The 18,738-nt window shown below is 72.5% G+C and carries 9 protein-coding genes; 7 read left to right on the top strand and 2 right to left on the bottom strand.

Features of this window, described 5'->3' with window-relative positions; translation table 11 throughout:
- Nucleotides 1–213 precede the first annotated feature (213 nt).
- Together ACFY0T_RS17065 and ACFY0T_RS17070 are read right to left on the bottom strand one after the other, a co-directional pair.
- Nucleotides 214–1,458, bottom strand: a complete 1,245-nt coding sequence (locus ACFY0T_RS17065; protein ID WP_388870380.1) for a serine/threonine-protein kinase — start codon at nt 1,456–1,458, stop codon at nt 214–216.
- 150 nt (nt 1,459–1,608) lie between these two features.
- Nucleotides 1,609–3,288, bottom strand: coding sequence for a serine/threonine-protein kinase (locus tag ACFY0T_RS17070; protein ID WP_388870383.1), 1,680 nt, complete (start codon nt 3,286–3,288; stop codon nt 1,609–1,611).
- A gap of 445 nt (nt 3,289–3,733) precedes the next feature.
- Here ACFY0T_RS17070 and ACFY0T_RS17075 point away from each other — a divergent pair, with 445 nt between their 5' ends.
- From ACFY0T_RS17075 to ACFY0T_RS17105, 7 genes are all read left to right on the top strand, one after another.
- Nucleotides 3,734–7,693 carry an FHA domain-containing protein gene (locus ACFY0T_RS17075; RefSeq protein ID WP_388870386.1) on the top strand — a complete coding sequence of 1,320 codons (3,960 nt, stop codon included), beginning with the start codon at nt 3,734–3,736 and terminating at the stop codon, nt 7,691–7,693.
- 337 nt (nt 7,694–8,030) lie between these two features.
- Nucleotides 8,031–9,446: an ABC transporter substrate-binding protein gene (locus ACFY0T_RS17080; RefSeq protein ID WP_388870388.1), complete on the top strand. Its 1,416-nt coding sequence runs from the start codon at nt 8,031–8,033 to the stop codon at nt 9,444–9,446.
- 70 nt (nt 9,447–9,516) lie between these two features.
- Nucleotides 9,517–10,797 carry a carbohydrate ABC transporter permease gene (locus tag ACFY0T_RS17085; protein ID WP_388870534.1) on the top strand — a complete coding sequence of 427 codons (1,281 nt, stop codon included), beginning with the start codon at nt 9,517–9,519 and terminating at the stop codon, nt 10,795–10,797.
- The gene (locus tag ACFY0T_RS17090) at nt 10,794–11,702 is read left to right on the top strand and encodes a carbohydrate ABC transporter permease (protein WP_388870391.1); all 909 of its coding nucleotides are present in this window, start codon (nt 10,794–10,796) and stop codon (nt 11,700–11,702) included. The genes ACFY0T_RS17085 and ACFY0T_RS17090 overlap by 4 nt, the downstream gene beginning before the upstream one ends.
- Before the next feature lie 206 nt (nt 11,703–11,908).
- Nucleotides 11,909–14,182, top strand: a complete 2,274-nt coding sequence (locus ACFY0T_RS17095; protein WP_388870394.1) for a CDP-glycerol glycerophosphotransferase family protein — start codon at nt 11,909–11,911, stop codon at nt 14,180–14,182.
- A 137-nt stretch (nt 14,183–14,319) separates the two neighbouring features.
- The gene (locus ACFY0T_RS17100) at nt 14,320–16,482 is read left to right on the top strand and encodes a CDP-glycerol glycerophosphotransferase family protein (protein WP_388870398.1); all 2,163 of its coding nucleotides are present in this window, start codon (nt 14,320–14,322) and stop codon (nt 16,480–16,482) included.
- Between the two features lies 1 nt (nt 16,483).
- Complete coding sequence (locus ACFY0T_RS17105; RefSeq protein ID WP_388870401.1) at nt 16,484–18,736, top strand: CDP-glycerol glycerophosphotransferase family protein; 2,253 nt, start codon at nt 16,484–16,486, stop codon at nt 18,734–18,736.
- Nucleotides 18,737–18,738 lie beyond the last annotated feature (2 nt).

The following is an 18,738-nucleotide window of genomic DNA, read 5'->3' on the forward strand; positions in this document are numbered from 1 at the left end:
CCCGCCGGGGTTCAGGGGGCGCAGCCCCCGCCGGGGTTCAGGGGGCGCAGCCCCCGCCGGGGTTCAGGGGGCGCAGCCCCCGCCGGGGTTCAGGGGGCGCAGCCCCCGCCGGGGTTCAGGGGCAGGGCCCCTGGCGGGGTCTGGGGCGGAGCCCCAGGTATGGGACGGGTAGGGGCGGAGGGGGCGAAACAACCCGCCCCAGGCCCCCCGGGCTCAGGGTGACGCCGGGGCCGAGTTCTTGGTGTCCGGTGGGGTCGCGCCCGCGTCGTCGCTCGATGTGGCGAGCCATGTGCCGATGCCGACGGCGGCGACAAGGGCGACGGCAGCCGCGCCGAGGGTGATGCGCCGGCGCCGGGCGGAGGCGCGATGGCGGGCCGAGCCCGGGCGGGGAGCACCCGCGGCGCGCGGCGCGCGGGCGGTACCGCGCGCGCCCCCCGCCAGCTCATCCGGCCCCGGCACCCGCATCGACGTATGCGTATCCCGGTTCGAGTCGGGCGCAGCCCCCGGCACCAGCGGCACAGCCCCCCGCCGCACCCGGGACACGGGCGCGGCGGACGGCTCCGCCACCTCCTCGTACCCCGACTCCGCGTCGTCCCCCTCCGCGTCCGGCGAGTCCACGTCCAACGGCGGCATCCCCGCCAGCAACGGCAACTGCTCCCGCAGCCGCGCCCCGAGCTCCGAAGCCCGCAGCCGCGACGCCGGCGCCTTCGCCAGGCACTGCACGATCAGCTGCCACAGTTCGTCCGGGATACCGGGAAGCGGTACGACGGTCTCCGTGACGTGGCGGCGCAGGACCGCCCCAGGGTGCCCGCCCCCGAAGGGCGTGAACCCGGCAAGGAGCTCGTACAGGACAGTCGCCAAGGCATAGATGTCGACGGCGGCCCGCGGCGGCAGCCCCTCGATGATCTCGGGCGCGAGATAGTCCGGCGTACCGATGATCTTCGTGGCCCGGGTCCGCCGCGGCGAGTCGATGAGTTTGGCCACACCGAAGTCGGTCAGCAGCGCGGGGTGGGATCCGCCGGGGCCGAGCGGGCCCTGCATGTCGAGCAGGACGTTCTCGGGCTTCACGTCCCGGTGGACGACCCCGGCCGCGTGCGCCGCCGCCAGCCCGTCCGCGACGTCCGCGACGATCGCGACCGCGGCCTCGGGGGCGAGCCGCCGCTCCCGGTCGAGCCGGGTACGCAGGTCCGTCCCCCGGACGAGGTCCATGACGAGCGCGAGGTCGTTGCCGTCCACCACCAGGTCGCGCACCGCGACCACGTGCGGATGGTCGAGGCCGAGCAGCGCCGTGCGCTCCTGCACGAAGCGCCCCACGAGTTCCTGGTCGGACGCGAGGTCCTCGCGCAGCAGCTTGATGGCGACGGGCCCCTCGGGCCCCTCACCCAGCCACACCGTGCCGGCGCTGCCCCGCCCCAGAATCTGGTTCGCGGTGTACCGGCTCCCGATCTTGCGTGCCAAGACTGCTCCTACCGAGACGCGTGTTGTCGCTGCTGCGCCACCCCGGGGGGCCAACCCCCGGACCCTCAGCCGACAAAACTACGCGCCCGACGAACCAATCTTCACCGCGGAGACAGAAATCACCCGCCAGATGTCGACAAATCCCCAGAGTTACTGACCGGATCCGCCACCCAGGTCCTCGATCCACCCGCTGACCGTGTCGAACCAGTCGCCCAGCTGCTGCCAGTACCCCTTCGTCGTCCCGATCCAGCCCTGAAGGGGACTGAACTCCCAGATCAGCCAACCGGCGACGAACAGGATGACGAGGGTGAACAGGCACCCCTTGAGGCAGCCGAGCCCCGGGATCTTCATCGGGTTGGCGCTGCGCTGCCGCGGCTCGCGAGGCTGGCGCGGCGCGGGCTGCTGGGGCTGCTGCGGCGCGGGCGCGTACCGCTGCGGCTGCTGGTGCTGCGGCTGCTGAGGCTGCTGAGGCGCGTACTGCTGCGGCTGTTGCTGCTGCGGATACCCGTACCCGGGCGGCTGCTGCCCCCGCTGCGGCCGCTGCTGCGGGCGCTGCTGGGGCCGTGCGACCTGCCGCTGGGGGCGGCGGCGCAGCGGGTCCTCGTTCGGGTCGAGGTACTGGACCTGCGTCTGTTCGTTGCGGTCGCGGGCCGCGCGCAGCTGGTTCTGCCAGGGGTGCGGGTCCTCGGACTGGCCGCCCTGCCCCTGCTGCCCGCCTGGCTGGTTCTGCGGCACCGGCGGCATGACGGCGGTCGGATCGGCCGCGCCGCGGTTCGGCAGGACGGACGTGGGGTCGGCGTCGCCGGTGTGCGACATCACGCTGGTCGCCGCGTTCGGGTCGTACGCGCCCGCCGACGCGCCGTGCGGCAGCACCTGCGTGGGGTCGGCCGCGCCGGGCACGCCCGGAACGGTCGCCGGGGCCGGGTCGGGGGCGAGCAGCGCGCCCACGCCCTCCGCGGCGGCGATCTGCGCGGCGTTCGCGTGCACACCGACGCCCGCGGCGACGGCGCGCAGCCCGCGCGCGAGGTTCTCGGCGCTGGGCCGTTCGTCCGGGTTCTTGCGCAGGCAGCGCTCTATGACGGTCCACAGCGGGTCCGGGACGGTCGAGGGGCGGCGCGGCTCGGCGCTCAGGTGCTGGTGCAGCACCTCCAGCGCGGACCCGCCGCCGAACGGCGGACGCCCGGTGACCAGCTCGTACAGCAGAATGCCCGCCCCGTAGATGTCGACGGCGGACGTCTGCGGACGCCCCTCGGCCGACTCGGGCGCGACGTACGCGGGCGTGCCCACGAACTCGTGGGTGCGGGTGAGGCCCGGGGAGTCCGCGAGCCGGGCGATGCCGAAGTCCGTCAGCATCGGGTGCATCTGGCCGCCGTCCTGCTTGAGCAGGACGTTCGCGGGCTTCAGGTCGCGGTGGACGACGCCGTCGGCGTGGCTGGCGGCGAGCGCGTCGGCGACCTGGGCGGTGAGGAGGGAGGCGGCGACGGGGGTGAAGGGCCCGTTCTCGCGCAGGTAGCGGTGCAGGTCGGGGCCATCGACCAGATCCATGACGAGCGCGAGCAGATCGCCTTCGACGACGAGGTCGCGTACGCGCACGATGTTCGGGTGGGTCAGCCGGAGCAGCACGGAGCGCTCCCGCAGGAACCGCATCACGATGTCGGGGTCGCTGGCGAGCTCTTCCTTCAGGACCTTGATGGCCACGGTCTCGCCGGGCTGCCCGGCCACGGCCGCCTCGGCGCCCGCGGTCTCCCTCTGGCGGGCTCGCCAGACGGTGCCTGTGGCGCCGCGCCCCAGCGGCTCCTCAAGGAGGTACTTGCTCCCTACCGGCCGCACGTCATGCGCTCCCTGTTGCTTGCTTGCCTGGTCCGTCCACCGTGATCACCGTGGTACAGGTGTTCCGACCCACTCTAGTGCCGCCGTACATGACACTGGGCTGTCGTCTTCCTGTGCTTCCCATGCTTTCTCCAGGCGCTTACGTACGCCTTCCCGGACATGTTCGATGGAAAGACGCTCGCTCCGGTCACTTGGTTGCCGAATGGTGGGCGTGACCGATCTCAAGCGGGCACCGGTCGGGCACTGGTCAGGCACTTTTGCGGGCAGAGCCGACCAATCAAGATCACTTGCCGGTAGGCGGCGGGCGTGTTGTCAGTGGCAGGTGCGAGGATGCCTTCAGTACTGGCCGACGTGCCCGTGTGCGGTGGGGGAATCTGCGGAGGGGGACCGCAGCGCAGCCTCGTCCTCGTCGCGGACACCTGCGCGGAAGGGATCGCTGACGGCGATGCAGATCCGGCTGACCGTCGTAGACCCGCTGGGCCCGCCCTCGGAGCCGCGGGGGCGAGCCGCGGCCTGCGATGTGCTGGTCACCGCGCCCGCCGGGACGGCGCTGGCCGCGGTCGCGTCGGGGCTTGCCTCGGCAGTCGGCGGGGAGGGGGGTTCGTCCCCCGTCGAGCGCAGCCGAGAGCCCGGCGGAAGCCAGGTCGTGCTGTACGCGGGCGCGGAGCGGCTCGACGCGCAGCGCTGCACGCTGGGCGAGCCGCCCCTGACGGACGGCGCCGTGCTGTCCCTGGGCGCGCCCGCGGAGCCCGGTCCCGACGTGGCCGACGGCGCGGCCCAGCTCCATGTGGTCGCGGGCCCCGACGCGGGCGGCGTCCACCTCCTGCACGGCGGCCAGATCCGCATCGGCCGCTCCGCCGACGCGGACGTGCCCCTGGACGACCCCGACGTCTCCCGCCTGCACTGCGCGGTCACGGTCACCCCCGAGGGCCGCGTCACGGTCGCCGACCTCGGCTCCACGAACGGCACGGCGCTCGACGGCCATCGCGTCGGCACCCGCCCCGTCCGCCTCGCCCCGGGGGCACTCCTCCGCGTCGGCGAGTCCGCCCTGCGGCTGGCTCCGGCCGGGGGTACGGGGGCCTTGGGGACCACGCCGGACGGGGAAGGGCATGTACGGGTGACCGCCGGCGCCGGGCCGGACACCGGTGCCCCGGGAGGCGGCGGCCCCGGACGCCCGGGGCCGGCATCACCGGCCGCGACCGTGCCCCCCGCGCGCGTGGAGGGCACCACCCGGATCCCCGCGGCCGGGAAACCCGACGGCACCCCGGTCCCGCCGCCCACCGGCGACGCACATCACGCCTACGGATCGGCGGAGTGGGGGGCCTCCGAAGGAGTCCCGGGCGCGCTGGATCACGGTCCGGCCGTGCCGCACACGGGGGCGCACGCCGCGCCGTCCGGCGGGCCGTCTCCCGCACCGTCTCCCTCGCCGTCCGTCGTGCCGGAACAGGGCGGGGCGCCCCGCATCGAGAACCCGCCGCGCGGCGCCGCCGAACGTGGTGGCGCCCCCGCGCCAGGCGGCCACGGCCAGCCCCCGGCCGGGACCGCGGACGCTTCCCCCGCCGGAACCGCGGGCAACCGGAAAGGCACTCCCCTGCGCGGCACGGACGTCCCGCCGGGCGTTCGCAAGCGCGGCGGCATCGGCGCCTGGGCTCGGCGGCTGACCGGTGGGCGCGGCGGACCGACGGGAGCCGGACAGGACCCGTACGACGGCACGGAAGCCGCGACGGAGGAGCCCCTCCCCGCCGTGGCGCAGTCGCCCGAGGCCTGGCCCGACCCCGCGACGCTGCTGCTCACCGCGCTGGGGCCCGGCCCCCGGCTGTGGGAGCGCGGCCCCGGGCATCCGGAGGCGCTCACCGTGCGGCTGGGCACGGCCGACCGGGCGGCGCCCGACGGCTCGGGCCTGCTGCCCGCGGTGCCGGTGACCGCCGGCCTGCGGCAGGTCGGCGCGCTGGGCCTGGCCGGGCCGCGCCCGCGCCTCGCGGGCCTGGCCCGCGCGGTCGTGGCGCAGCTCGCCGCGCTGCACTCCCCCGACGCTCTCGAAATCGTCCTGATCAGCACAGACCGTTCCCGCACGGTGGAGGAGCGCACCGCCGAGTGGTCCTGGCTCGGCTGGCTCCCCCACCTCCGCCCCACCCACGGCCAGGACTGCCGCCTCCTCCTCGCCTACGACCGCGAACAGGCGACGGCCCGCACCGACGAACTCCTCCGCCGCCTGGAGGACCACCTGGCGGAAGCGGGCCGAGGGTCCGTCACCCGGCCGAGGCCGTACGACGACGCCGACCGCATCCCCCAGGAGGCCGGCGGCAGCGTCCGGGGCGCGGCCCGGCGGCCCTCCTGGGCGCGGGACGACGACCCGGCGGACGGCTGCTTCGAAGGGCCGTACACCGTGGTGGTCGTGGACGGCGACCCCGGCGGCGCCGACGTACGCGAGGCCGTGGTGCGGCTGACGCACGAGGGGGCACGCGCCGGAATACATGTCGTATGCCTCGCCGAGACCGCGGCGGCGTCGCCCGCGTCGCCGGTGACGGAGACGTACGAGGCGGCGTGCGAGGCATCACCGGCGTTCCGCGAGTGCGGAGCGGTCGCGCTGCTCAGCGGCGATGTGGCGACGGCGCTGCGGCTGATGCGGGTCGCGGTGGGCGGGCCTGGCAGCTCCGCACCGAGCGCAGCCACGCAGCATGTGCGGGGCGATGCGGTGGGGGCCGAGCGGGGCGACGCCGCGGGCACTGGGCGGGGCGGGCGCACGGGGTCTGTGCGAGACGGGCGCGGGGAGTCTGCGCAAGACGGTCGCTGGGGATCTGCGCAAACGGGGCGCGGAGGGTCCTTGCGAGGCGACGCCGCGGAACGCGCACGCGGCAGCGGCGTCGAGTCCACCGGCCTTGAGCCCTCGGGCGGACGGGCACACGGTGGGCCCACCCACGACGGGCCGACGCGCACCGGTGCCACCCACGGCGGGCCGACGCACTCCGACGCCACCCACGGAGGCTCCCCGCGGGGTGGCCCCGCGCGCGGAGGCTCCCCGCACGCCGGGTCGTCGACGGACGCCGGTGCGACGCACGGCGGCCGGGCGTACCCCCGCGCCACCGCCGCCGGGCACCTGCCGCGCGGCCCCGTGGGCCACGGCACGGTCGCCGCGCTCGACGCCGTGTCGGTCGCGTGGGCCGAGCGCTTCGCGCGGGCGCTCGCACCGTTGCGGACGGACGGCACGCACGGCGACCGGCACGCGCGCGTGTCCGCGCCGCTGCCTCAAGCAGCACGCCTGCTCGACGAGTTGGGACTCGCACGGGCCACTCCGGCCTCGCTGATGGCACGCTGGGCGGACGCGGCGGACGACACGGAGGCGCTCGGTGGGCGTGGCCGGGTCGTGCTCGGCGCCGGACCGCGCGGGCCCGTCGCCGTGGATCTCCCCGCCGAGGGCCCGCATCTGCTGATCGAGGGCCCGTCGGGCAGCGGTCGTACGGAACTGCTGCGCTCCGTCGCCGCGTCCCTCGCCGCCGCGGAGCGGCCCGACCGGCTCGGGATCGTCCTGATAGACGGGCGGGACGGTACCGGGGGCAATGGCTCGGGACGGGGCGAGGGGCTCCAGGTCTGTACGGACCTCCCGCATGTCACGACCCATCTCGCCGCCAACGACCCCGTACGGATGCGGGAGTTCGCCCAGGCCCTCAGTGCCGAGCTGAAGCGGCGGGCCGAGCTGCTCGGGCGGCTCGACTTCGTGGAGTGGCACACCCGGCGGGAGGTGTCGGGGCGGATCGTGGCGCAGCGTTCGGCCACGTCGTCGCCCGGAATAGTGTCCGGTGCGGCGTCCGGCGCCGCGGATCTGGATGCGCCGCCCAGTTCGACGCTGCGGCTGCGGCCGGCCGCGGCACGGGAGCGGTCGGAGCCGGGGCCGCCGCTGGCCCGTCTGGTCGTGGTGGTCGATGACCTGGACGCGTTGCTCTCCCCGGCGTTGGGATCGCCGGGGCGGCCTGCGGCCGGGTCGGTCATACGGGCTCTGGAGGCCGTTGCCCGTGAGGGGGAGCGGCTTGGGGTGCATCTGGTGGTGGCGGCCGGTGTCGACGGGCGTGCGGCGGGGTCCGAGGTGGCTCGTTCCGCGGCGTTGCGCGTCACTCTCGATGCGGTGTCGCCGGGGCCGGACGAACCCGCTCCCGGGCGAGGGCGACTCCTCCGCCCGGACGGCCGGGAGACGCCCTTCCAGGGCGGTCGTGTCACGGGGCGCATTCCGCGTACGGCCACGCTCCGCCCCACGGTCGTTCCCTTGGAGTGGCGTCGCATGGGCGATCCGCCGGCGCGTCGGCCCGTCCGCGAGCTCGGCAACGGCCCCACGGACCTGGCCCTCCTGGCCAGTGCCCTGGAGCGGGCGGCTCGCTCGGTCTCGGCGACCGAGATGCCGTCGCTCCTTTAGCCTTCGGCACCGGGGGGCGGGGGTGCGGGTGAGTGGGTTTTTCGCCCCCTCCGCCCCTACCCTCCCCCAAGCTCTCGGCTTCGCTCGAGCAGGGGGGACCCCCATCGTCCCTGGGGGCTTCGCCCCCAGACCCCCGGGTGGTCTTTTGGCTGCGGGTGGGTGGGGGCTGGTCGCGCAGTTCCCCGCGCCCCCTGCAGGGGCTACACCACGTCACGACCCAGTCACGATCACTCATTTGACAGCGTTGGCGCTCTTGCCGCTCTCAAGGCACCAGGCGTAGACCAGACGCACGGGACAGCGCTCGGACGTTCGACGAGGAACGAAGAACGGGGCAGTGATGCGCAGCAATCTTCGTGTACGCAGGTCGCCCAATCACTCCACCAACTCCACGCACAGGTCACGCAGGGCCGCACAAGCCGCCGCAGCCGCCGTCATCGCCGGCGCGCTCACCCTCACCGCCTGCGGCAGCGACAACAAGGACAAGGGGAACGACAGCACCGGCAAGGAAAGCAGCAGCGGCGGCACCGTCAGCCTTCCCAAGCTCGACGGCGCCAGTCTGGAGGTCGCCGCCGTCTGGACCGGCCCCGAGCAGGCCAACTTCAAGAAGGTGCTGGCGGAGTTCGAGAAGCGCACCGGCGCGAAGGTCACCTTCGTACCCGCGCAGGACCCGATCATCAACTTCCTCGGCTCGAAGATCGCAGGTGGCCAGCCGCCGGACATCGCGATGCTGCCGCAGCCCGGGGCCATCAAGCAGGCCGTCGACAAGAAATGGGCCAAGCCCATCGGCCCCGAGGCGCAGGCGGAGCTCAGCAAGAACTACTCGCAGGGCTGGCAGGACATCGGCAAGGTCGACGGCAAGCAGTACGGCGTCTACTACAAGGCCGCCAACAAGTCGCTGATCTGGTACAACGCCAAGGTCTTCGAGAACGCGGGCGCGAAGGAGCCCAAGACCTGGCAGGACCTCCTGAGCACCGCGCAGACGATCTACGACTCCGGTGTCACCCCATTCTCCGTCGCCGGCGCCGACGGCTGGCCCCTCACCGACTGGTTCGAGAACGTCTATCTCTCCCAGGCGGGCCCGGAGAAGTACGACCAGCTCGCCCAGCACAAGATCAAGTGGACGGACCCGTCCGTCAAGCAGGCCCTCACCACCCTCGCCCAGATCTGGGGCAAGAAGGACTTCGTGGCGGGCGGCGCGGCCGGCGCGCTGCAGACCGAGTTCCCCGCCTCCGTGACGCAGACCTTCACCGGCGGCGACCAGCCGAAGTCCGCCATGGTCTACGAGGGCGACTTCGTGCAGGTCAACATCGCGGAGACGAAGGCCAAGGTGGGCACGGACGCGAAGGTGTTCCCGTTCCCGACCGTGGGCAGCACCGCGCCGGTGGTCTCCGGCGGTGACGCGGCGGTCATCCTGAAGGACTCGAAGGCGGCCCAGGCACTCGCCACCTTCCTGGCCTCGCCGGACGCGGCGACGATCCAGGCGAAGCTCGGCGGCTATCTCTCCCCCAACAAGAACGTGCCGAACTCGGCGTACCCGAACGCCGTGCAGCAGAAGATCGCCAAGGCGCTCATCGCGGCCGGCGACGACTTCCGCTTCGACATGTCCGACCAGACCCCGCAGGCCTTCGGCGGCACGCCCGGCAAGGGCGAGTGGAAGGATCTCCAGGACTTCCTGAAGAACCCGACCGACGTCGCGGGCGCCCAGGCGCAGCTGGAGAAGGACGCGGCGGCGGCGTACGGCAGCGGGAGCTGATCCAGCGATGACGTCGGCAGCGGCGGCGGGGGTCCCTCCGACCCCCGCCGCACCCCGCCCGCGCAAGAGCGTGACCGGCACCCGCAAGACCATGGCAGCCCTCTTCCTGCTGCCCGCCCTGGTGCTGCTCGGCGCGCTCGTGGTCTACCCGATCGGGTACTCGATCGTCCGCAGCTTCTACGACCAGTCCGGCGACGGGTTCGCGGGCATCGACAACTACAAGTCCCTGTTCACCGACGACGGGATCCGCACCGCGCTCAAGAACAACATCATCTGGGTGGTGTTCGCGCCGACGGTCGCGACCGCGCTCGGTCTGATTTTCGCGGTGCTCACCGAACGGGTGCGCTGGGGCACGGCGTTCAAGCTGGTCGTCTTCATGCCGATGGCGATCTCGATGCTCGCCGCGGGCATCATCTTCCGGCTGGTGTACGACCAGGACCCGGACAAGGGCGTCGCCAACGCGGTCTGGGTCGGCATCCACGACACGTTCGCCGAGTCGTCCGCGTTCCCGAAGGCCCACCCCGGACGGCAGTCACCGCTCGAACCCCAAAGCGGCGGCTTCATCACCAAGAGCCCTGTCCAGGCAGGTCAGTTCATCGCCCTTCCGCTCGTCGGGGTCGCCCCCGACCAGATGCCCGACAGCGCGAAGAAGGCCGTACAGGCCAAGACCGAGCCCGGCAAGGTCACCGGCACGGCCTGGCAGGACTTCACGCGCGGCAAGGGCGTCGGCAAGCTCGGCCAGGTCGACCCGAGTGAGCTCGGCTACGCGGGCATGAAGATCGAGGCCGTCAAGGGCGGCAAGGTGGTCGACTCCACGAAGGTCCGCGACGACGGCACCTTCACCCTCTCGGACAAGGCCGACGGGGCCCAACTCCGGCTTCCGGCAAGCAACTTCAAGGAGCCGTACAACGGTCTCGACTGGCTCGGCCCGTCCCTGGTCACGCCGGCCATCATCGGCTCGTACATCTGGATGTGGGCGGGCTTCGCGATGGTACTGATCGCGGCGGGGCTCGCGGGGGTGCCCCGCGAGCTCCTGGAAGCCGCCCGGGTCGACGGCGCCAATGAGTGGCAGGTGTTCCGGCGGATCACGGTGCCGCTGCTCGCGCCCGTGCTCGCGGTCGTCACGGTCACCCTGATGATCAACGTGCTGAAAGTCTTCGACCTGGTCTTCATCATCGCGCCGGGCTCGTCGCAGGACGACGCCAATGTGCTGGCCCTGGAGCTGTACCGCAAGGGCTTCTCCGAGGACCAGCCGGGCATCGCGAGCGCCATCGCGGTGTTCCTGCTGCTGCTCGTGATCCCGGTGATGCTGTTCAACATCCGGCGGCTGCGACGGGAGGTACGGCGATGACCGCCCATGCCGGCAGGCTGACGGAGTCCGCGCCCGTCACGGTCGTGAAGGACAAGCAGTCCCTCGGCGCACGGCTCGCCGGCGGCGTGAGCGGCGGGCTGCTGCGTGTCTTCCTGCTCCTTGTCGGGCTGTTCTGGCTGGTGCCGACCATCGGGCTGCTGCTGTCCTCGCTGCGCAAGCCGGAGGACATGAGCGCGAGCGGCTGGTGGAAGGTGCTCAGCGAGCCCTCGCAGCTCACCGTGGACAGCTACCAGAAGCTCCTGGAGAACAGCGACATCACCAACTCGCTGGTGAACACGGTGCTGATCACGGTCCCGGCGACGCTCCTCGTCGTGGTCATCGGTTCGCTCGCGGGGTACGCCTTCGCCTGGATGGAGTTCCCGGGCCGCGACTGGTGGTTCCTGGGCGTGGTCGGCCTGCTGGTCGTTCCCGTGCAGGTGGCGCTGATCCCGATCGCCGAACTCTTCGGCAAGATCGGCATCTTCGGGTCGATCATCGGCGTGGTCCTCTTCCACGTGGGCTTCGGTCTGCCCTTCGCGGTGTTCCTGCTGCGGAACTTCTTCGCGGAGATCCCGCGGGAGCTCCTGGAGGCGGCCCGGCTGGACGGCGCGGGTGAACTGCGCCTGTTCGTACGCGTCGTGATGCCGCTCGGCGGTCCCGCGATCGCCTCGCTCGGCATCTTCCAGTTCCTGTGGGTGTGGAACGACATGCTGGTCGCGCTGGTCTTCTCCGACTCGGGCAGCCAGCCGATCACGGTCGCACTGCAGACGCAGGTACGCCAGTTCGGCAACAACATCGACGTACTGGCGCCGGGCGCCTTCATCTCGATGGTGATCCCGCTGGCCGTGTTCTTCGCGTTCCAGCGGCAGTTCGTGTCCGGGGTGATGGCGGGCGCGGTGAAGTAACCGCTGTTCAGCAGCGATTGAGGGGCGGGCCGACCACGGCCCGCCCCTCCGTGCTGTCACCGGCCCGTCCCTCTGGCCGGGGTCCGAGGGTTGCCCCCCGGGTGGACACAGCGCCAAAGTTCCCCCGTATGCCACATCTGGCGTAACCAAGTCACCCCATCGGCCGTTCCCGGGCAGGTATGCCCGCGCCGACCCATGGATGTGCCGTGCCCAGGTTCAGTGTCATCGTCCCCGCGTACAAGGTTCAGGCGTACCTGCACGAGTGCCTGGAATCCGTTCTCGAGCAGTCCTACCCGGACCTCGAACTGATCGCGGTGGACGACTGCTCGCCCGACGCCAGTGGCGCGATCATCGACGAGTTCGCGGCCCGCGACGCTCGCGTACGCGCCGTACACCTCCCGGAGAACGTGGGTCTGGGCCGCGCCCGCAACGCCGGCCTCGAACACGCCACCGGCGACTACCTGATCTTCCTCGACAGCGACGACAGCCTCACCCCGGATGCGCTGCGCGCCATCGCCGACCGGCTGAAGGAGACCTCCGAACCGGACGTCCTGGTCTACGACTACGCGCGCACGTATTGGTCGGGCGAGGCCGTACGCAACCAGTTCGCGGCCCAGCTGACGGAGCAGGGCCCGGCGCCGTTCCGGCTCGACGACCGGCCGGGGCTGCTGAGGGTCCTGATGGTCGTGTGGAACAAGGCCTATCGCCGGGAGTTCGTCGAGCGCGAGGGCTTCACCTTCCCGCCCGGCTACTACGAGGACACGCCCTGGACCTATCCGGTGCTGATGTCCGCGGAGACGATCGCCACCCTCGACCGGGTCTGCGTCCACTACCGCCAGCGGCGCCACGGCAGCATCCTCGGCACCAGCAGCCGGCGGCACTTCGACATCTTCGAGCAGTACGACCGTGTCTTCGCGCACATCGACGCGCACCCGGAGCTGGCCCACTGGCGCCCGGTCCTGTTCCGCCGCATGATCGACCACTTCTCGACGGTGTTCGTCAAGCGCGGCCGGCTGCCGCGCGGCTCGCGGGCCGAGTTCCTGCGCAAGTCCCGTGCTCACTACCGCCTTTACCGCACCCCGGGCGCCCCCGTCCGGCTCCGCACCCGCATGCGGCACGCGCTGGTCAAGCTGGGCGCCCACCGCGCCTACCGTCTGCTGTCCCTGACCTCCCGCGCCTGCCGACGGACCCTGCGGCTGACCTCCGCCCTGCTGCGCACGGCCCGCGGCGCCGCGCTGCAACTCCACTACCGCGTCCAGCTCCGCCTGCCGCTGCGCGCCGACCGCGCCGTCTTCTCCAGCTACTGGGGCCGCGGCTACGGCTGCAACCCGGGCGCCCTGGAGTCCGCGTTCCGTAATTTCGCGCCGCACATCCGTACCGCGTGGATCGCGCACCCCGAGCACCACCACACGATCCCGCCGTCGACGCGCAGGCTGCGGCCCGGCACGGCCGGGTACTGGACGGCCCTCGCCCGCTCCAAGTACCTCGTGAACAACGTCAACTTCGACCGGCGGCTGGTCAAGCGCCCCGGCCAGATCATGATCCAGACGCAGCACGGGACGCCGCTCAAATACATGGGCCTCGACCTGCAGGACCGCCCGGCGGCCGCGCGCGGCACCGACTTCGCCGAGCTGCTGCGCAGCGTCGACAAGTGGGACTACTGCCTGTCCGCCAACCGGCACTCCACCCTGGTGTGGGAGCGCGTCTTCCCCTCCTCGTACACGACGCTGGAGTACGGCCTCCCCCGCAACGACGTGTTCCAGCAGGCGACGTCGACGGACGTGTCCCGGCTGCGCGCGTCGCTCGGCATCCCCGAGGGCGCGGTCGCCCTCCTGTACGCGCCGACGTACCGCGACTACCGCCGCGCTCAGCGCCGCGCCCTCGACCTGGAGCGCGTGCTGCGTCAACTCGGCCCGCGTTTCGTCGTGTTGACCCGCGCCCACCACTCGTACGCGGGCCCGCTCGCGAGCACCTCGGGCGGGCGGCTGATCGACGTGTCCGACCACCCGAGCATCGAGTCGCTGTGCCTCGCCTCGGACGCGCTGATCACCGACTACTCGTCCCTGATGTTCGACTACGCGGGCCTGGACCGGCCGATCGTGATCCACGCGGACGACTGGGAGGCGTACGAGGCGGCCCGTGGCACCTACTTCGACCTGCGCGCCTTCCCGCCGGGCGCGGTCGCGCGCAGCGAGGACGAGCTGATCGACATCTTCGCGACCGGGCACTGGCACGGCTCGCGCTCCACGCAGCTGCGGGCCGCGTTCCGCGAGCGCTTCTGCCCGTACGACGACGGGCGCGCCGCCGAGCGTGTCGTACGGCGTGTGGTCCTCGGCGAGACGGCCTGGCGGCCGGCGTTCACCCCGCTCGCCAAGCGGCACCCCGTCCCGTCGGCCGCGGCCGCCCGACCGACCGCTCCCCTGACGACCGTGCCGCCCCCCGGTGGTGCCGCCCCCGTCCCCGTCACCGAGAACCTCTGAACCGGAGTCCGCGTGCCCTCCAGCCTTTCGCGGCCCACCCCCACCCGGCCCGCCACCTGGCGGCCCTCCGGGCGACCGGGGCGATGAAAGCCGGCCATGCGTCCCGTGAGAGAACGCTCCTCGAGAGAAAGAGCAGAATGCCCCGCTTCAGCGTCATCGTGCCCACCCATGGAGTCACCGGGCGACTGGCCCAAGCGCTGGACTCGGTCCTCACCCAGTCCTTCGGCGGCCTCGAGCTGATCCCGGTCTGCGACGCGCCCGATTCGCCGGCCGGGACGATCGCCGCCGCGTACGCCGCACGGGACTCCCGGGTCACTCCGGTCCACTCGCCTCCTTCAGGCGGACTGAGCGCGGCGCGCAATGCCGGGATGGCGGCGGCGCACGGTACGTATCTGATCTTCCTCGACGGCGACGACGTCCTGGTGCCGGGCGCGCTGGGAGCCCTGGACGCCAAGCTGCGGACCGAGGTGGACGTCCTCTACTTCGGGCACGAGCGGGTGCAGTGGTGGGAGGGCGAGTCGAGCACGCCCCCGCTCGACAAGGACCCGGAGGTCCTCGGCCTGCACGTGCCCGCGTGGAGCGCCGCCTACCGTCGCGCCTTCCTCACCGAACGCCACCTCACCTTTCCCGCCGGGCACTTCACGGATGCCGGCTGGGGCGGCCTGGTGACCCTCGCGGCCGGACGCGCGGCGGTGCTGCACTCGGTCTGCGTACGTCATCACCTGCGCCGCCAGGGCAGCCGGCTCAACACGCCGGGTGAGCACCAATTCGAGCTCCTCGACCAAGTCGAGTTGGTGCTCACCCGTGCTTCCGAACAGTCCCTGTCCAAGGCCACGTCGCAGGCGCTGTTCGGGCAGCTCTTCGCCCTCGTCCTGAAGACGGCGGCCCATCCGACGCGGGTGCCCGCGCGCCACCGCCGGGCCTTCTTCCGCCGCGCGGGCAGGCTCTACCGGCGTCACCGCCCGGCCGGGTTCCGGCCGCCGCCGGGCAGTCTCGGGGTGCAACACCGCCTGCTCGCGACCGGCGCCCACAGCGCGTTCCGGGCGCTGCGCGGCGCCAACCAGGCGGCGGTGAAGGCGGTCCAGCGCGTGCCACGCCCGAGGGGGCTGCGCACCCGCGCGCTGTATGCGGCTCAGCTGCGCCGCGCCCTCGACGAGAACCTCGCCGTGTACTGCGCGTACTGGGGCCGCGGCTACACCTGCAACCCGGCCGCCATCCACGCCAAGGCCCGCGAACTCGCCCCGCACATCCGCTCGGTGTTCCTGGTCGAGCCCGACGCGGTGGACGCGCTGCCGAACGGCATCGACTACGCGGTGATCGGCAGCCGCCGCTACTGGGAGGTACTGGCCCGCGCCAAGTACCTGATCAACAACGCCAACTTCGCGGACGGCGTCGTCAAACGCCCCGGCAGCGTCCACGTCCAGACGCAGCACGGGACCCCGCTGAAGAAGATGGGCGTCGACCAGTCCACGTACCCGGTGGTGGCCGCCGCGACAGGCAGCTTCACCAAGCTGCTGTCCCGCGTGGACCGCTGGGACTACAACCTCTCCTCCAACCGGCACTCCACCCAGATGTGGGAGCGGGCCTTCCCGGGCTCGTACGAGGCCCTGGAGTACGGCTATCCGCGCAACGACGTCTACTACACGGCGACCGCCGACGACGTGGCGCGGATGCGCGAGCGGCTGGGTGTCCCGGAGGGCCGGACCGCCCTCCTGTACGCGCCCACGCACCGTGACTACAGCACCGGCTTCGAGGCGCGGCTCGACCTGGAGGCGTTCTGCGAGGAGATCGGCGAGGACTTCGTCGTCCTGCTGCGCGCCCACTACTTCTACGACGAGGGCGCCGCGCGCAGGAGCAGCGGCCGGATCATCGACGTCACCGGGCACCGCTCCTCGGAGGACGTCTGCCTGGCGGCCGACGCGCTGATCACGGACTACTCGTCGATCATGTTCGACTACGCCAACCTCGACCGGCCGATCGTCGTATACGCGGACGACTGGGAGGTCTACCGGGAGACGCGGGGCGTCTACTTCGACGTGATGGAGGCGCCGCCGGGTCCGGTGGCGCGCACCCCGCACGAGCTGGCCCGGGTCTTCACCGAGGGCTCCTACGCGGACCCGGCCTCGCGGGCCCTGCGTGCCCAATTCCGCGAGCGGTTCTGTCAGTTCGACGACGGAAGGGCCGCCGAACGGGTCGTCCGAAGAGTGCTCCTGGGCGAGCCGCCCGAGGCCGTCCCGCCCGTGGTGCCGCTCGCCGAGCGTCTTCCGGCCCCCGCCGCGTCCACCCTCGTGAGGAGCTGACGTGCCCCGCTTCAGCATCATCGTCCCCGTCTTCAAGGTGCAGGGCTTTCTGGCCGAGTGCCTCGACTCGGTCCTGGAGCAGTCGTACACGGACCTCGAAGTCATCGCCGTCGACGACTGCTCACCGGACGGCTGCGGCGCGATCCTCGACGACTACGCGGCCCGCGACCCGCGCGTACGGGTGCTGCACCTGCCCGAGAACGTCGGACTCGGCCGGGCCCGCAACGCCGGAATGCCCCACGCCACCGGGGACTTCCTCTTCTTCCTCGACAGCGACGACACGCTCACGCCGGGCGCCCTGCGCGCCGTCGCCGACCGCCTGGACGAGACCGCCGACCCGGATGTGCTGGTCTTCGACTACGCGCGCACCTATTGGTGGGGCGGGACGCGCAGGAACGTCCTCGCCCGGGTGCTGGCGGGTGGGGGTCCCCCCTGTTCGAGCGAAGCCGAGAACTCGGGGGAGGGCGACGACACGTTCACGGCCGCCGAACACCCGGAGATCCTCGATCTGTTGATGGTGGTGTGGAACAAGGTCTACCGCCGCGACTTCGTCGAGCGCGAGGGCTTCACCTTCCCGCCCGGCTACTACGAGGACACGCCCTGGACATTCCCGGTGATGCTCAGCGCGGAGCGGATCGCCACGCTGGACCGGATCTGTCTGGCCTACCGCCAGCGCCGCCAGGGCAACATCCTGTCCACCACCAGCCGCAAGCACTTCGACATCCACGACCAGTACGAGCGGGTCTTCGCCTTCGTCGACTCCCGCCCCCGGCTGGCGAGTTGGCGCCCGTATCTGCACCGCAAGATGGGCGAGCACTGTCTGGACATCCTCTCCAAGCCGGACCGGCTGCCCGAGTCCGACAAGGGCGAGTTCTTCCGGCTGACGGCCGCGCTCTTCCGCAAGCACAAGACCGCCGAGCCGGTGCCGCGCGAACTGCGTGTCCTGGAAGGCGGGTTCACGCGCTACCGGGCCCGGCGGCAGGCGGGCCGCCTCGGCAGGGAGCTCGGCCGACGCGGGCAGCAGGCGCGCAGGGCGGCCGCCACCCGGGTCCTGCGCGGCTGGTCCGCGGTGCACGGACTCAGGCCGCTGGACCCGGACCTGGCGGTGTACTCGGCGTTCTCGCACCGGGGGGTGCTGGGCGACCCGGCGGCCGTTTACCACAAGGCGCGGGAGATCGCCCCGCACATCCGCGGGGTGTGGGTGGTGCGCGACGAGGAGCAGGCGGCGCTGCTGCCGGAGGGAGTCGAGCACGTGCTCCTCGACTCCCCGCGCTACCGCCAGGTCACCGCGCGGGCCACGTACTTCGTCAACAACGTCAACTGGCCCGGCACGCTGGTCAAGCGCCCCGGCAGCGTCCACGTCCACACCCATCAGGGCACCCCGCTGAAGTACATGGCGGCCGACCTGCTGGACAAGCCGGGCGCCCGGCACGGCTTCGACGTGCCGCAGATGCTGCGCCGCGCCGACCGCTGGGACTACAGCCTGGTCGCCAACCGTCACTCCGAGCTGGTCTGGGACCGCGCCTACCCCTGCCACTTCACCTCGCTGCGCACCGGCAGCCCGCGCAACGACGTCCTCGTCCGCGCACGCCCCGAGGACGGGGCGGCCGTCCGCGCCCGCCTCGGCATCCCGGCCGACCACCGGGTGGTGCTGTACGCGCCGACGCGCCGCGACTACATCCGGGGCGGCCACATCGACCGCATCGACCTCGCCCGCTTCGCCGACGATCTCGGCGCGGGCCACACCCTCGTCGTACGGCTGCATCCGTCGCTCGCGGACGGTCCGGCGCGCGGGATGGGCCTGTCCGAGCTGCACCGCCGCAAGGTCGTGGTCGACGCGACCGACGAACCGCACGTCGAGGACCTGATGCTCGCCTCCGACGTCCTGGTCACGGACTACTCGGCCCTCATGTTCGACTACGCCAACCTCAACCGGCCGATCGTGCTCCACACCGACGACTGGGGCGCGTACGCGGCGAGCCGGGGCGCCTACTTCGACATCACGGCGGACGCCCCCGGCCATGTGGTGGGCTCCTACCGGGAGTTGGCGTGGCTGTTCGCGTCCGGGGCGTGGCAGGACGCGGACGCGGCACGGCTGCGGGCGGGATTCCGGGCGCGGTTCTGCGAGTTCGACGACGGGCGGGCGGCCGAGCGGGTGGTGCGGACGCTGATGCTCGGCGAGAAGGTCGAGGAGCCCTTCCCGGTCGTCCCGGTGCCGACGCAGGCGGGGCACGACGTCCTCGCGTCGTCGTGAGC

The sequence above is a fragment of the Streptomyces sp. NPDC001530 genome, assembly GCF_042894545.1.
GTDB lineage: Bacteria > Actinomycetota > Actinomycetes > Streptomycetales > Streptomycetaceae > Streptomyces.